The organism is Reichenbachiella ulvae (genome assembly GCF_025833875.1).
Taxonomy (GTDB): domain Bacteria; phylum Bacteroidota; class Bacteroidia; order Cytophagales; family Cyclobacteriaceae; genus Reichenbachiella; species Reichenbachiella ulvae.
Genome location: NZ_JAOYOD010000001.1, coordinates 975,334 through 989,401 on the forward strand (window position 1 = coordinate 975,334; position 14,068 = coordinate 989,401).

The 14,068-nt window shown below is 41.2% G+C and carries 15 protein-coding genes; 6 read left to right on the forward strand and 9 right to left on the reverse strand.

Annotated elements, in window-relative coordinates; translation table 11 throughout:
* Position 1: 1 nt before the first annotated feature.
* Positions 2-583, reverse strand: a complete 582-nt coding sequence (locus N7U62_RS03685) for a DUF4389 domain-containing protein (protein ID WP_264136529.1) — start codon at positions 581-583, stop codon at positions 2-4.
* A gap of 77 nt (positions 584-660) precedes the next feature.
* Entirely contained in the window at positions 661-1,953 is a 1,293-nt protein-coding gene (locus N7U62_RS03690; RefSeq protein WP_264136530.1) for an aminopeptidase P family protein, read from the reverse strand.
* A gap of 122 nt (positions 1,954-2,075) precedes the next feature.
* Between N7U62_RS03690 and N7U62_RS03695 the strand changes: the two genes are divergently transcribed.
* From N7U62_RS03695 to N7U62_RS03715, 5 genes are all read left to right on the forward strand, one after another.
* Positions 2,076-3,338 carry a M16 family metallopeptidase gene (locus N7U62_RS03695; protein ID WP_264136531.1) on the forward strand — a complete coding sequence of 421 codons (1,263 nt, stop codon included), beginning with the start codon at positions 2,076-2,078 and terminating at the stop codon, positions 3,336-3,338.
* A gap of 71 nt (positions 3,339-3,409) precedes the next feature.
* Positions 3,410-3,817, forward strand: a complete 408-nt coding sequence (locus N7U62_RS03700) for an EVE domain-containing protein (protein ID WP_264136532.1) — start codon at positions 3,410-3,412, stop codon at positions 3,815-3,817.
* Between the two features lies 1 nt (position 3,818).
* Positions 3,819-5,369 carry a hypothetical protein gene (locus N7U62_RS03705; protein ID WP_264136533.1) on the forward strand — a complete coding sequence of 517 codons (1,551 nt, stop codon included), beginning with the start codon at positions 3,819-3,821 and terminating at the stop codon, positions 5,367-5,369.
* Between the two features lie 79 nt (positions 5,370-5,448).
* A complete protein-coding gene (gene pyrR, locus N7U62_RS03710) occupies positions 5,449-5,994 on the forward strand; it encodes a bifunctional pyr operon transcriptional regulator/uracil phosphoribosyltransferase PyrR (protein WP_264136534.1) in 546 nt (181 codons plus the stop codon).
* A complete protein-coding gene (locus N7U62_RS03715; protein WP_264136535.1) occupies positions 5,994-6,920 on the forward strand; it encodes an aspartate carbamoyltransferase catalytic subunit in 927 nt (308 codons plus the stop codon). Before pyrR ends, N7U62_RS03715 begins: the two co-directional genes overlap by 1 nt.
* A gap of 106 nt (positions 6,921-7,026) precedes the next feature.
* Here N7U62_RS03715 and N7U62_RS03720 read toward each other — a convergent pair whose 3' ends face one another.
* Entirely contained in the window at positions 7,027-7,944 is a 918-nt protein-coding gene (locus N7U62_RS03720; protein ID WP_264136536.1) for a hypothetical protein, read from the reverse strand.
* A 27-nt stretch (positions 7,945-7,971) separates the two neighbouring features.
* Positions 7,972-9,216, reverse strand: coding sequence for a CHASE2 domain-containing protein (locus N7U62_RS03725; protein WP_264136537.1), 1,245 nt, complete (start codon positions 9,214-9,216; stop codon positions 7,972-7,974).
* Between the two features lie 239 nt (positions 9,217-9,455).
* Here N7U62_RS03725 and meaB point away from each other — a divergent pair, with 239 nt between their 5' ends.
* Positions 9,456-10,436, forward strand: a complete 981-nt coding sequence (gene meaB / locus N7U62_RS03730) for a methylmalonyl Co-A mutase-associated GTPase MeaB (RefSeq protein WP_264136538.1) — start codon at positions 9,456-9,458, stop codon at positions 10,434-10,436.
* Positions 10,437-10,440: 4 nt separating this feature from the next.
* Here meaB and N7U62_RS03735 read toward each other — a convergent pair whose 3' ends face one another.
* The 5 genes from N7U62_RS03735 to N7U62_RS03755 are packed head-to-tail and all read right to left on the reverse strand — an operon-like array spanning position 10,441 to position 14,003.
* Positions 10,441-11,148, reverse strand: coding sequence for a Dph6-related ATP pyrophosphatase (locus tag N7U62_RS03735; protein WP_264136539.1), 708 nt, complete (start codon positions 11,146-11,148; stop codon positions 10,441-10,443).
* Positions 11,145-11,705, reverse strand: a complete 561-nt coding sequence (gene cobC, locus N7U62_RS03740; RefSeq protein WP_264136540.1) for an alpha-ribazole phosphatase — start codon at positions 11,703-11,705, stop codon at positions 11,145-11,147. Before cobC ends, N7U62_RS03735 begins: the two co-directional genes overlap by 4 nt.
* Positions 11,690-12,466 carry an adenosylcobinamide-GDP ribazoletransferase gene (locus N7U62_RS03745; RefSeq protein WP_264136541.1) on the reverse strand — a complete coding sequence of 259 codons (777 nt, stop codon included), beginning with the start codon at positions 12,464-12,466 and terminating at the stop codon, positions 11,690-11,692. The genes cobC and N7U62_RS03745 overlap by 16 nt, the downstream gene beginning before the upstream one ends.
* Entirely contained in the window at positions 12,463-13,503 is a 1,041-nt protein-coding gene (gene cobT, locus N7U62_RS03750; protein WP_264136542.1) for a nicotinate-nucleotide--dimethylbenzimidazole phosphoribosyltransferase, read from the reverse strand. The genes N7U62_RS03745 and cobT overlap by 4 nt, the downstream gene beginning before the upstream one ends.
* Entirely contained in the window at positions 13,500-14,003 is a 504-nt protein-coding gene (locus tag N7U62_RS03755; RefSeq protein ID WP_264136543.1) for a bifunctional adenosylcobinamide kinase/adenosylcobinamide-phosphate guanylyltransferase, read from the reverse strand. Before N7U62_RS03755 ends, cobT begins: the two co-directional genes overlap by 4 nt.
* Positions 14,004-14,068: the final 65 nt, after the last annotated feature.

Sequence of the window (14,068 nt, forward strand, 5' to 3'; positions counted from 1 at the left end):
ATTATTTTCCTGAAAATGGAGGGTACTCATCTATCATATAGGCCATGTATAGATTCACTCTCATGGTCCATCGCATGGTCCCAACATTAAAGCGAAACCATGATTCTGGATATTTACCTGTAAATAGTACCGCAAAGAAGGCCAAAAACATGAGGAATAATGTCGCATACATTCTGAAAATTAGAACAAACATGTGCGGTAATATCACATAAAGCCAGCCGAACAAAAATCGAATGAGTACCGAGCTTCTGCTAGTGGTTTCGGAATATGGGACTTCTAATTGGAACGCGTCATCTTCTGTCTCTAATCCAAAAGCTGGGTAACCGTCAGCGAGATTGTTCATTCTCAGATTGACACGTGTGCTCCATTTCAAGAGTTTGAGCTGATACTCGAAAAAGGATTCTGGATAGCTACCCGTGAATAGGATGATCCAAAAAGTGATGAAGCTTAGAATATTGCCCCAAAGTCCTAAAAATAAAAGGATAAATCCATGTGGAAAGCCAATATAAATGGCACCCAAAAAAGTTCTCAGTAGTAGTTCGCCTCGGGAATAGGCTTCCTGCTGTTTTACTTCAAAAGTCATAGCTTAGAAAATTGATAAAGGTTTAAACAATTCCGAATATACAATTTTCTAAGCCATGTTTCCAAATCGAAAATGAGTTAAGACTGATTCATTAAGCTCTCAATCTCCTCTGCATGGATCGGAATATTTTTCATCAGGTTTTTATGACCGTCTTTAGTGATCACAATATCATCTTCTAGTCTGATGCCGATGCCTTCTTCCCTGATATAGATGCCAGGTTCTACAGTGAAAACCATGTTTGGTTCAAATTTTTTGTAGATACTAGCCACGTCGTGCACATTGATACCTAGATGATGGGAGGTGCCGTGCATGAAATACTTTTTATATGCGGGATAGTTCGGATCCTGTTTTTCGATATCCACTTTTTTCAAAAGACCTAAAGCCAGAAGCTCACTTTCCATAATCTTACCCACCTCTTTGTGATACTCCGGAATAGAATTGCCTGGGACCAGCATCTCTGTAGCAGCATTTTTTACTCTTAGTACCGCATTATAAACATCCTTTTGTCGTTTGGTGAATTTACCATTGACAGGGATGGTTCTAGTCATATCTGCATTGTAGTTGGCGTATTCTGCTCCTACATCGAACAGTATCAAATCTCCATCCTGACATTGCTTGTTGTTTTCCACATAGTGCAATACGCAGGAGTTGGCACCTGACGCTATGATAGGTTCGTAACCAAAGCCCGTAGCTCTATTCTTAAGGAATTCATATATGTATTCTGCTTCTATTTCATACTCCCAGACGCCTGGTTTAGTGAACTCAAGAATTCTTCTAAATCCCTTTTCGGTAATGTCACAAGCATGTTGTAGTTGCTTGATTTCCTCAGGCTCTTTAATGCATCGCAGGTCAGTGAGGATGGGAGCCATTCTCTCATAGTTGTGCAGTTTGTAAACTGACTGGCACCATTTTGTGAATCGGTCTGTTCTGGTTTCCACCACTGAAGCGTTTCTAATGTGCTCGTTGCTATCCAGGTAGATGTTTTCACTCTCGGCTAAGATGGTGTTGAGGGTGGATTCAAAAGCATCCAACCACATGATGTTTTGAATTCCCGAGGCAGTCTTTGCTTCTTCTTTGGTGTACTTATGACCTTCCCAAATGGCAATCTCTTCGTTGGTTTTGCGAAGAAATAGGATTTCGCGTTTACTCTCGTCAGGAAAATCTGGTGCAATCAACAATATCGTTTCTTCTTGATCGATACCTGACAGATAGATCATATTCGCGTCTTGCTTGAAAGGCATTGTTCCATCTGCCGTGGTAGGCATAATATCACTGGAGTTTAAGATCGCAACCGAATTAGGCTTGAGGCGGGAGCTGAATTTCTTTCGGTTTTTGATGAACAAATTGGGGTCTATCGGATGATATTTCATGATGTCAAATGTTGTTTGATTTGATTCGTAAAAATAATTGTTAATTAAGTCTTCGGACTTACAATCGTGAAATTAATCACAGAAAGTAAATAGCACTCTCAGTCGGTTAATTTTATCTAATTTTGAAGTTCATACTAGAAGCAAAGAAGGAATTGGAATACGACTTAGTAGAATTGCCAAATGGGATCCGTGTAGTGCATAAGCAGGTGTCGAACACCAAGGTGTCTCATTGTGCTGTGATGTTGGATATCGGTAGCCGTGATGAAAAGGAGGGGCAGCAGGGTATAGCTCATTTTTGGGAACATATGGCCTTTAAAGGTACCAAAAAACGCAAGGCCTATCACATCATCAATCGCCTGGAGTCTGTTGGGGGAGAGCTGAATGCCTACACTACCAAGGAGAAAATTTGTTTCTATGCCACTGTTTTGGATAAGCATCTTGATAAGTCAGTTGAGCTCTTAACCGATATTACATTCAACTCTACCTTTCCCCAGTCCCAGATTGCTAAGGAGAGATTGGTGATATTGGAAGAGATGAGCATGTATCTCGACGATCCAGAGGATGCCATCGCAGATCAGTTAGATTCATTGGTGTTCAAAGGGCATACCTTGGGTGATAATATTCTGGGCACGAAAGAAAGTGTCAGTGCTTTTGATTCTACAGATTTTCAGAACTTTCTCGATCAAAATCTGGATACTTCCAGAGTGGTGTTTTCATCCTTAGGCAGTTATTCTATGGATGATTTGTTGAAATCAATCAATAGATATTTGAAAGAGGTTCCAGTCATCCGCAAGAACCGAGAAAGGGTGCAGGTCAATGGTTTTAGTCCGGAGAAAATCACAGAGCATAAAGACATCACGCAGGCTCATGTAGCTTTAGGCAGTCGCGCATTTGATACCCATTCGGATCAGCGGATTCCTTTTTTTGTGTTGAATAATATTCTTGGAGGGCAAAGCATGACTTCTAAGCTCAACCTTTCCCTGAGAGAGAAACATGGGATGGTGTATCATGCGGAGAGCAATTTCATGTCCTTTTCTGATACGGGGATGTTTGCGCTTTTTTATGCTACAGAACCAAAGAAAGTGAAGAAATCTCTGGACATCGTGCACAAGGAGTTCGAAAGGTTGAAAAATGAGGCCTTAGGTGTGAAACAGTTGCAGATGGCCAAAGAACAAATCAAAGGGCAGTTGGCGATTGCTGAGGAAAACAATCAACACTATATGCTGATGATGGCGAAAAGCATTTTGAATTTTGGGAAGATTGAACCCTTAGAATCTATCTTTTCGAAAATTGATCATGTGACTGCCGAAAAGTTACAGGACTTGGCCAAAGAAATGCTGAACATGGAGAATATGTCTCAGCTTATTTATATCCCTAACAAATAGCCGTATTACATGCCTTTTGTTTTTCTAATTGCAGTTTTTTTAGCAATTTAAGTTAGATAAAAAGTAAGGTTATGAATTATTGGCTTGTGAAGTCAGAACCCAATGCATATTCATGGGATGATCTGGTCAAATTAGGCAGGGATCACTGGGATGGAGTGCGAAATTATGCGGCTAGAAAGCATATGCAAACTATGTCAGAGGGTGATCATGTATTATTTTATCATAGTGTGAAGGAAAAGTCTATCGTAGGGATTGCTAAGGTAGTGAGAGAGCACTATCCCGACCCAACCACAGATGATGATAGATGGGTAGCAGTGGATCTCGAGCCAGTGAAAAAACTGGAAAAGCCAGTCACGCTAGATCAAATAAAGGCTGAGAAGGAACTCTCAGATATGGTGTTGCTGAAGATTTCAAGATTGTCAGTTCAGCCGGTGACAGAATTTGAGTTTAATTTCATTTTAAAAATGGGTGCAGAATAATATGTGCAGAAAATTGCTTCTATACATGCTGTTGATCTTGATCAGCACATCGAATGTTTGGTCTCAAGACAATGATACCCTGGCATCCTTGATCTCTCAGACAAAGCGGGTAGAATACGAGGTGTCCAATCAGGATTTGAGGTTTGAGTTGGTACAAGCCGATCAGGAAGGTGTCATGATCGTTCGGGAAACCAGTATTAGGACAGATAATGGACATGCCTGGGCGCTCTATATGTTGGACACAGCACTGGTCGAACAATGGAAAGTGGATTTGAGTGTGAGTTATGGAATGGATTTTTTGGGGCACGATTTCAACGGCGAATCCTTTTTTCTTCTTTTTACAAAAGACGAGTACAAGCTAGAAGAATTGTATGTGATTAAAATAGATAAGAAAGATGGTAAGCTATCTGATTATCATGTAAATACAGTGCTGCCCATGAGTTTGACTCATTTTGAGGTTATTGGTCATTCGTTGATTTTTGGTGGAGAATCCAGTAATAGACCCGTCGTGCTGTTCTATCAACTAGAAGAAAATAAGCCCAAAGTTCTACCAGGCGTATACAATAACAAAAGTGAGATCATAGATATCATTACCAATGATGAAGCGGGGATTTTTACTGTAATTCTGAATGAAAAAGCACAGAAACGCAACATTACTATTTCGCTGAAGGTTTTTTCTGATGAGGGTAGAACAATACACAAGAGTAGTTTGAAAACAGAATATGAAAAGAGCTTAATCGATGGTGTCCCAACTGATTTTGATGATGGGATTCAATACATAGCAGGTACTTATTCGGCAAGGAATTCTGACATCTCACGAGGTATTTATATTGCCAAACTCGTTTATGGTGAACAGGAGTTTGTGAAGTATCATAGCTATGCCGATCTGGAAAATTTCTTTGCTTATATGACTGATCGACGTGAGTCGAAAATGAAGAGGAAGATTGAGAAAAAGAAGGATAGTGGCAAAGATTTTAATCTCAACTATCGCTTGATGGTTCATGATATAGTAGAGCGAAATGGCGAATACATACTGATAGGAGAGGCGTATTATCCCAAATATTCGAGCAGTACTAGTATTCAGGGGAGTATGATGAACCCCTATGAGCAGGCAGGTCAACAGCCGGGATATGCACAACCTAAGTTACTAGGCTATAATTATACTCATGCGATAGTCGTAGGTTTTAGTCCAGACGGTGAAATCCTATGGGATAACAGTTTTGAAATCAATGATGTCATGGTGTTTCCTTTGATTGAGAATGTACAAGTCAGTGTAGAGGAGGATAGAATCCTATTGATGTATGCCTTTGATAATGAACTGAAGACGAAGATGATTCAAGGAGACAGTGTATTAGAAGGGAAGAGTATCAATAGCATCAAGTTGAAATACGAAAAGGATGAGGTAAGAGAAAATATCTCAGGTATGCAAGGTGTAAAATGGTGGTATGGAGATAAATTTTATGCCTATGGTATGCAGAAAATAAAGAATAAAGAAGATGCCGGAGTAGAATTGAATCGAAAAGTGTTCTATATCAATAAGGTAGAGAATTGATTTAAAATCCCTCGAATCTTCGTTTGAAATCCTTTTCTAAATGCATGGGGACTCTCTATATTTGCCTAATTTGAATCCCATGCAAAAAAGACTCCTACTCAATAAGAAGCATCTTGATATTACAATCTCTCGTCTTTGCCATGAATTGATTGAAAATCATCTTCCTTTTGAAAATACAGTTCTGATAGGACTTCAACCTAAAGGAGTTTTTGTGGCGGAAAGAATCAAGTCTAAGCTCGAAGAAATCATCAAGAAGCCAATAGAATTGGGGTATTTGGATATCACTTTTTATCGCGATGATTTTAGAAGGAGAGACGAGCCGCTAAAGCCTAATGAAACTAGAGTTCCCTTCATTATTGAGGATAAAAATGTGATACTCATCGATGATGTACTATATACAGGGAGGTCGGTTAAGTCTGCCATGGATGCGATGAGTGCTTTTGGCAGACCGTCAAAAGTGGAGTTTCTCACACTGATAGATCGAATTCACAGTCGTCATATTCCTATAGAAGCGAATTATATAGGCAAGCAAGTGAATACTGTGCTATCTCAGAAGGTCCTGGTGGAACTTACTGAGCAAGGGAAGAAAGAAGATAAAATTTGGTTGATTGATAAGTCTAAATAATGAGTCATTTAAGTAGTAAGCATTTACTGGGTATCAAAAATCTAACAAAGGAAGATATTCAACTGATATTCGAAACTGCAGACAATTTTAAAGACGTAATCAACCGACCGATCAAAAAGGTTCCTTCTCTTAGAGATATTACGATTGCCAATGTTTTCTTTGAAAATTCCACTCGAACGAAACTTTCATTCGAGCTGGCAGAAAAAAGGTTGTCAGCAGATGTGATCAATTTTTCGGCCTCTGGTAGTTCGGTCAAAAAAGGAGAAACGCTACTGGATACGGTCAATAATATTTTGGCTATGAAGGTGGACATGATTGTCATGCGTCATAGCTCTCCCGGTGCACCACATTTCTTGTCCAAACACATCAATGCAAATATTGTAAATGCAGGGGATGGTACCCATGAGCATCCTACTCAAGCGCTATTGGATGCGTATTCCATGAGAGAAAGAGTTGGGGATCTGGAAGGGAAGAATGTGGCTATCATTGGAGATATCGTACATTCAAGGGTGGCGCTCTCTAATATTTTTGCCTTGCAAAAGCTGGGGGCCAATGTTATGATCTGCGGACCTGCTACGCTCATTCCAAAGTACTTGTCATCATTTGGCGTCAAAGTGGTTTCAGATATTCGTCAGGCGCTAGAGTGGTGTGATATAGCTAATATTCTGCGTATCCAGCTGGAAAGACAACAAATCAAATATTTCCCATCCCTTAGAGAGTATTCGCTCTACTTTGGGGTCAATAAGAAGTTGCTGGACAGTCTGAACAAGGAAATCGTGATTATGCACCCAGGCCCAATCAATAGGGGGGTGGAGATCACCAGTGATGTGGCGGACTCACAACATTCTATCATATTGGATCAGGTTGAGAATGGAGTAGCCACTCGTATGGCGGTACTCTATTTGCTTGCAGGTAATGTTTCTTGATAATCCCCTTCTTTAGAAGGTTCAGGTTTCCCTCTCTTAATTTTAAGGCATAAAAAAACCGCACTTGTTCAAGTGCGGCTTCATTCATTAAGTGTTTTTCTAGTTCTTACTGAAGACCGTTCTTGATCAAAAAGTCATCGTATAGTACTTTAAAGTCGTCTACTTCAGGTGACATTTCAATAGCCTCTTCGTACTGAGTAAGTGCATCTAGTAAAAGATCGTTTTCTTCATAGAATGAAGCGTAGATCAATTTGTTCAGTGCAGAATTGTCAGGAACCTGAGCTTTTAGTTCTTCTAAATTTTCATTGATAGAAGAAGCGTCTTCAGCTGATATTCTTTTGATTCCATAGTCTGAAGAAACGATGTCTCCTTGATCTTTCACTTTAACGCTTAAGATTACCAATCTTTCATTTGACAAATTCTCATTGTCAAAGTTGATAGCCATGCTAGTAGAGTTCGTTTCAGCTTTATAGATTTCCTCATCAAAGATGTTCTTTATGCTTACTACATAAGAAGCATTTTCTACTTCTGGAGCTTCAGTCCATCTGATGATTGCCTCTGGGTTCAATATGTCTACTGAACTTGGTAGCATCACTTTAAGTGCACCTGCGCCAGTTGCTCTTTCTGCTGCTCCAGTAGCCTTCATATTCTGACGATAGTTACTATTTACATTGTCATCGTCGCTCATTCTGTTCATCACAAATTGAGCATACTTGTTTGCTACGTCATTTTGAGATTTGGCTAATTTCGATTCCAAATCCGTGATTTTAGTCACACCAGGGTTTCTTACTTCTATAGTTCGTCCTGTTTTATGCATCAATCCGATGTAAGCGCCGCTCGCTGCAATCAGTTCATCGCCACTCACTAGTGTCGCTCCAGTTTTCAGAGGCACTGTTTCTCCATTCACTTTTTTAACTTGATTGGCACCCTTACTGGCCAACACTCTAAAGACGAATCCTTGTCCAAAGCTGGTATTGACTAGAAAGAATATCAAAAGAGTTGAAAATATTAGTTTAGTTCTCATGATATAATGTATTAATGAATTACAAATTTACAATTTATTGATTTGGGTCAATTCTTTTCGGCCTTCTTTTGTGAAAAGATTCTTAAACACGCCAAAGTAAACCTCTAATGCGTCTCCCGCAATAAGAACGCCTAAAATCATCCAAGTATTATCTATTTGGTAGTTATATACGTTAAATACAACCAATCCTAATGTGAATAACGCAAAAGCTTCGATTAATTGTATAAGTTTTGTCAAACCATCGTACCATTTTGGCATCACCTTGTAGATAAAAACAAAAACAATGATGTTGAGGTACAATATTACAATCGCCAATAGATATTCCAAATAGTCATCCATTTCGTTAATGTAATCTTCGGCCAAAATCATCGACATGGCATTGGCATGAACTACGCCCCCAAACATATCCGCATGTGCTTTTCCAGCATATTTGGCATTTAGTGGAGTGAAATATTTATCCTCAAGCGCGATACGGTCCCCCAGTTCAGCCCCCATGAAGCAAAAAAGTACACATTTGTCCTTAATCAATTCTGGAGCGAACTGCCCATCAAATATCTGATACCAGTCCAATGCAAAATAGGTGATGGGCGCTTCTGTTGCACCATAGTCGAAGATATTGCCTCGGTAATTGATGACTTCTACATCTTTGTTTCTATCTAGAAATTTTTGAGCCTTCACGGAGTCCATGTATTGGACTAATTTAACAGCAAGAGAATACTCAATCTCACCATTTACCATTTCCTTAGGGGCAAAAGTTCTACATACTTTGATGTCCTCCTGATCTGCTGCCCCTGTGATAAAGTTAGCAAAGGCTGTTTCAGCATATTGATTGAACATCGGGTGAGAGGTAGCCAACGAGTCGAATGAATTTTCCTCATTTGGTTCTAATAGCTTACTCACTAAAACCAAGTTTTCCACTTGAGAGAAGGCATACTGTAAGGCCAAATCTCCAAGGGTGTCTTTCTTTTGATTGTAAAAGAAAAGGTCAACTCCAATAACTCTTGGCTCAGCTGCATTGATAATGTTGATTAGGTCAGCAATCCCTTGTCGGTTTAGGGTACCTACATTGACCATGATTATATCTTCCTCAGCAACTGGATCTTCCCTTAGCTGAGAAAACACGATATCTGTACTCTCCATATCTGCAAAGGCATCACCGATGGGATCGAATACATCAAATACTTTGAAAGCAAAAACTTGACTAACTATACCGCCAATGGCTAAAATGAATAGTAGTCCGAATATGGTGTCTAACCAGAATTTTTTAAACATGCTAGGGCCAATTAAAGGTTAAGTTCGTTCATTTATCTTTCTGACTCTTAGTTAGTAACCAAGAATGGTAAAATTAGAAATAACAAAAGTTAATAGGTGCATCATTCAATTTTTCTCGATGAACACCAAATATTAAGCTATAAACATATGCATTCTTAAGAATAGAAAAAAATTACCATGCCCATTATGGCGCTATTATTCTGTGTGTTAAATCTTAAATTGAATAGATTGATCATTAAATGAGACGGGAAAAGTTTGAATATTACCGGGACGGCTTATTAGCAGGAGATAGGAATGTGTTGTCCAAAAGCATTTCTATCATAGAAAGTCAGTCAGAAGAGGATCATCAGCTGGCCATGCGCATACTTTCTAGTCTTCCGGCTCAGGAGTCCATTCGAATAGGGATAAGTGGAGCTCCAGGGGTAGGAAAAAGCACTTTCATTGAGGCCTTTGGTCAAACGTTGATAGAAGATAAGCACAAGCTAGCAGTCCTCGCAATTGATCCTAGTAGTCCATTTGGTGGAGGTAGTATTTTGGGAGACAAGACGCGAATGTCTGAGTTGAGCAGACTAAAGGATGTTTATATCAGGCCAAGTGCCTCCTTGAATCACGTAGGAGGTACTGGCGCCAAAACCTATCAAACGATGTTGTTATGTGAGGCTGCTGGATTTGATCGAATCATTATCGAAACGGTAGGCGTAGGGCAAACAGAAGCAGTAGCCAGACAGATGGTTGATTTTTTTCTCCTGTTGGCCCAGCCCGCATCTGGGGATGAGCTGCAGGGGATTAAAAAGGGAATCATGGAGCATGTGGATGGCATAGTGGTCAATAAAGCAGATAATAATCTGATCAAGGAGGCCAAACGCACGCAGATGGAATTGAGGGAGGCCTTACATTACCTTTCAACAGAGGAAAGTCCAAAAGTATTGACCTGTTCTTCGACAGAGGGAGCGGGAATGAAGGAAATCAAAGAATGGATTTTGGACTTTTGTGGTGAGAGAAAGGAAAATGGGGGATTTGCGCAAAGAAGAAAGGAGCAATCTGAAGCCGTGCTTGTGGGGCTCATGCAAAATTCGCTAATGAAATTCATCTCCTCACAACAGCCCGTCAAAGATCAGCAGAGTCTTAAGTTGAATGAATTGAAAGCCAACAAGCTGAATTTGATTCAGGCATTAGACCAATTTGAAAGATGGCTTCAGAATCAGAGCCTCTCGGATTGATCAGCTAGCGTTTTAACTTCAAGTCGGCAAACTCGAAAGTACTGCGCAATTCTCCTTCCGTTGTTTGTGCCACATAGGTCTTTTCTAACGTGTCCAAAATCTCATATTCAATTCGGGAATTGAATATCGGCCCGTCGAATACAAAAGAGTGGAATTCGCCATTTTCTCCACATGGGTCTATTTTAGGTCCAAATGATTGGATAATCTCTTCGTTCAGGACTTTCCCGCATATCGATTCCGTAAACAATTCCTTTTTCGCTGTACAGATTACTGTTTTGAATCCAATATTCAGGATTTTAGTGATCAATTCATCGGTCGGGATTTTCCAGAGAGGGTAAACCCCTGTGATGGAATGTGTGCTAAAAATCTTATCTCGATAGACTTTCAGATCTTCCAGAAAGATGTCTCCAGATGCCACATGATAGACGCCCATTTTTTTAATCCTATCATAGTATTTGGCCAGTTCTTTTTCGTAGCTGTCGTTGCTTTTGTCTTCCGGAATGGAGAGAAAGTGAATAGGCAGACCAAACGATGCTGCTTGTGCTTCTATCATGTTTTTGGGTACGCCGTGCATGGAGACTCTGTCGAGATCAGCCGATAGGGCAGTGTGTAGTTCGACTACCTGATAGGTTGGGTCATTGAGTAATAAATACAGCATGTAGGCAGAGTCTTTTCCGCCGCTCCAACTGACTGATACTGGGATGGGTTTCATACTTTGTTGATGTATTGAATGGTAATTTGTTTCTGGTTGATAGATACCTGGCTCACACTGCCATAGTCGATCTGCAACTTGAAACTGTTCTTCAGATCCAAATCAAGAATGATGGATAATAAAGCGCGAATGACTCCACCATGTGAAATGATAGCCACGGTGTCTAGTTCTTTTTCCAATAGCTCGTTCCAAAAGGCTTTGACTCTTTCTGCCAGCTGAAGATAGGACTCGCCTTTGGGTGGGGCTAGTTCTACATAGCTCTCCATCCATGGATTGAGTTGTTCTTTGGGGATGTCTTCCCATTTTTTTAGCTCCCAGTCACCGAAATTCAATTCCTTCAATCTTGCGTCAAAATTGATCTCTCCCTCTAGCTCCCATGCCAGTGTTTTGCATCTCAGCAAGGGGCTGGAATACACAGCACCTAGTTTTTCTGGGAGTAAGCTTTGGGTTTGGGCGAGATCTTTTTGATATCCCATGGCAAGTGGGAGATCGCTCTGGCCATAGCAAGTGCCTTTGGGAACATCGGGAGTTGTGTGTCTGACTAGATAAATTTCCATATAAGATAAAAACTGAGATAAACGGCAATTTCGCTGATCTGCTGCACAGCACCCAAACAATCACCCGTATATCCTCCAATCCATTTGTTGAAATAGCGATTGAGGTAAAGGTTGACAAGGACAAGGACTGGCATAAGTGACAAAACTCTGAGATCAAGAAAGAGTAGCAAGGGCGTGAGCCCTAACACGCTGGCAGTGATCAGGGTAGTGCTCGTCATCTTTTTAGCGATCGGTTTGGCCTTGCTATCCTCATTTTCTCTCACATATTGGCTTCTGCTCATCAGCCAAACTGCATTGGTTCTACTGAGTGAGTGAGCGATTAACATCACTCCGCAAAGCCATTGAATATTTTCTAATTCTACCAGCTCTCGTAAACTGAAAAATTTTAGTGTCAATATCAGAATCAGCCCAATGACGCCATAGGCACCCAGTACGCTGTCCTTCATGATTTTTAGAATCTTGTCGCGTGTCCAGCCCCCACCAAAGCCATCGCATACATCTGCAAATCCATCTTCGTGAAAACCTCCTGTGATCAGGATAGTGGTGATCATGGATAGGAGCAGGGCGATTTCTATGGAGAAAAGCAGCGAGCTAGCATAAAGAATGATTGCACCCAATCCACCGACTATCCAACCAATTAAGGGAAAGTATCGTGTGGCCAGATTGAGGTAATCGGGATTGTGATCGACCCATTTGGGACAGGGGATGCGCGTGTAGAACATCAGCGCGGTAAAAAATACGTGAATTTCCTTTTTGATCATGACTGGCCAGAGACTTGGGCGCTTTCAAAGCTCGCCATTTCGTTCAGGAATTGTATGCTGGATTGAATAATGGGGTAGGCCATGGCACAGCCGGTTCCTTCGCCCAGGCGCATGCCCAGTTGTAGGATGGGTTGGGCCTCTAGGTATTCCAACATATGTTTATGTCCTGATTCATCGGACTGATGAGAAAACAGCGCGTAACTCTGAATATGAGGATAAAGTTTTTTGGCGGTCAGGAAAACAGAGGTAGCAATGAATCCATCTACCATGATCGTTATTTTGCTTTCTGCAGCCTGTAGCATAGCCCCGAGCATCATGGCCATTTCCAGTCCTGCTACTGATCGGAAATAGTCTAAAGGTGCTTTGATCTTATCCTGATGCTTTTCGAATACTTGTTTTAATACTTCTTTTTTGTGATCCAGTGCTTCACATTCTACTCCGGTACCCCGTCCGACACAGTCTATGATGTCTGTATCAGTGAAAGCAGCCATCAGCAGGCTGGCGGCAGAGGTATTGCCAATACCCATCTCTCCAAATCCGATGATGTTGCAGCCTTCTTCCACTTTGTGACAGACCATCGAGGAACCGATGTTGATGGCGTGCTCCAGATCGATCTGGTTCATCGCTTCCGTTTTCAGGCTGTTTTGCGTTCCCATGGCGATCTTTCTATCCGTGAGATGTGGATCGAAATTAAAGTGATGATTGACACCTGCATCCACGATTTGAAGATCGATATTGTGCTGTTTGCAAAACGCATTGATCGCGGCACCTCCCGACAGGAAGTTGAGCACCATCTGGTGGGTGACTTCAGCAGGGTAGGCGCTGACTCCTTCTTCACTGAGCCCATGATCTCCGGCAAAAACCATGATGGCCGGATGGGACAGGGTGGGAGTTAGGCTTTGTTGTACCAGGCAGATTTGGGCGGCAATTTTTTCCAGTAGCCCCAGAGAGCCTAGTGGTTTGGTTTTATAATCGATTTTGTTTTGGATGTCCGTTAGCAGGTCATCTTTGGGAGTATGGATATTGAATGTTCTCATTTGAGTCGAAGTGCTAAGCCAGATACCATGAAAAATGCCTCGTCTGCATGACGAGCGATGAGTTGATTGGTCCAGCCCTGCAATTCTACAAAATTGCGAGCGGATTTAGAATTCGCATGCAACCCCATTCCGATTTCATTGGAAATAATGATCAGATGTCCCTGGTAATCCAGTAGTTTTTGGAATTCTTTTTGGGCCAGTTCGAATGAGGGGTCCCTTTCATATTTGCAGTGGGAGAAGATGTTGGTTAGCCAAAGGGTAACGCAGTCCATGACGATCACTCTATCCATGGGCAGTGCGTCGAATAGCTCAATTTGCGCTTCGATGGTCGTCCATCTTTCGTCTCGATCGCTCTGGTGGCGGGAAATTCGTTCTTCGAATTCTTCGTCCCATTTTTTAGCAGTAGCGAGATAAATGGGCTTTGCAGTACGCTCTAGTGCCAGGTCTTGTGCGTATCGGGATTTTCCGGATCGCTCCCCTCCGGAGATATAGGTGATCATAACTTTGATGTGAAATTTTCTAACCGATGACAAGGCGAAAGGTACTCAAATTAGAATATTCCTTT

Bases quoted from the DNA above. Each gene is read 5' to 3' on its own strand.
- meaB (WP_264136538.1), top strand. From the start codon at position 9,456: ATGAGACGGGAAAAGTTTGAATATTACCGGGACGGCTTATTAGCAGGA.
- N7U62_RS03735 (WP_264136539.1), bottom strand. From the start codon at position 11,148: ATGAAACCCATCCCAGTATCAGTCAGTTGGAGCGGCGGAAAAGACTCT.
- pyrR (WP_264136534.1), top strand. From the start codon at position 5,449: ATGCAAAAAAGACTCCTACTCAATAAGAAGCATCTTGATATTACAATC.
- N7U62_RS03705 (WP_264136533.1), top strand. From the start codon at position 3,819: ATGTGCAGAAAATTGCTTCTATACATGCTGTTGATCTTGATCAGCACA.
- N7U62_RS03755 (WP_264136543.1), bottom strand. From the start codon at position 14,003: ATGATCACCTATATCTCCGGAGGGGAGCGATCCGGAAAATCCCGATAC.
- N7U62_RS03715 (WP_264136535.1), top strand. From the start codon at position 5,994: ATGAGTCATTTAAGTAGTAAGCATTTACTGGGTATCAAAAATCTAACA.
- N7U62_RS03720 (WP_264136536.1), bottom strand. From the start codon at position 7,944: ATGAGAACTAAACTAATATTTTCAACTCTTTTGATATTCTTTCTAGTC.
- N7U62_RS03745 (WP_264136541.1), bottom strand. From the start codon at position 12,466: ATGATCAAAAAGGAAATTCACGTATTTTTTACCGCGCTGATGTTCTAC.
- N7U62_RS03690 (WP_264136530.1), bottom strand. From the start codon at position 1,953: ATGAAATATCATCCGATAGACCCCAATTTGTTCATCAAAAACCGAAAG.
- N7U62_RS03725 (WP_264136537.1), bottom strand. From the start codon at position 9,216: ATGTTTAAAAAATTCTGGTTAGACACCATATTCGGACTACTATTCATT.
- cobT (WP_264136542.1), bottom strand. From the start codon at position 13,503: ATGAGAACATTCAATATCCATACTCCCAAAGATGACCTGCTAACGGAC.
- cobC (WP_264136540.1), bottom strand. From the start codon at position 11,705: ATGGAAATTTATCTAGTCAGACACACAACTCCCGATGTTCCCAAAGGC.
- N7U62_RS03685 (WP_264136529.1), bottom strand. From the start codon at position 583: ATGACTTTTGAAGTAAAACAGCAGGAAGCCTATTCCCGAGGCGAACTA.
- N7U62_RS03700 (WP_264136532.1), top strand. From the start codon at position 3,410: ATGAATTATTGGCTTGTGAAGTCAGAACCCAATGCATATTCATGGGAT.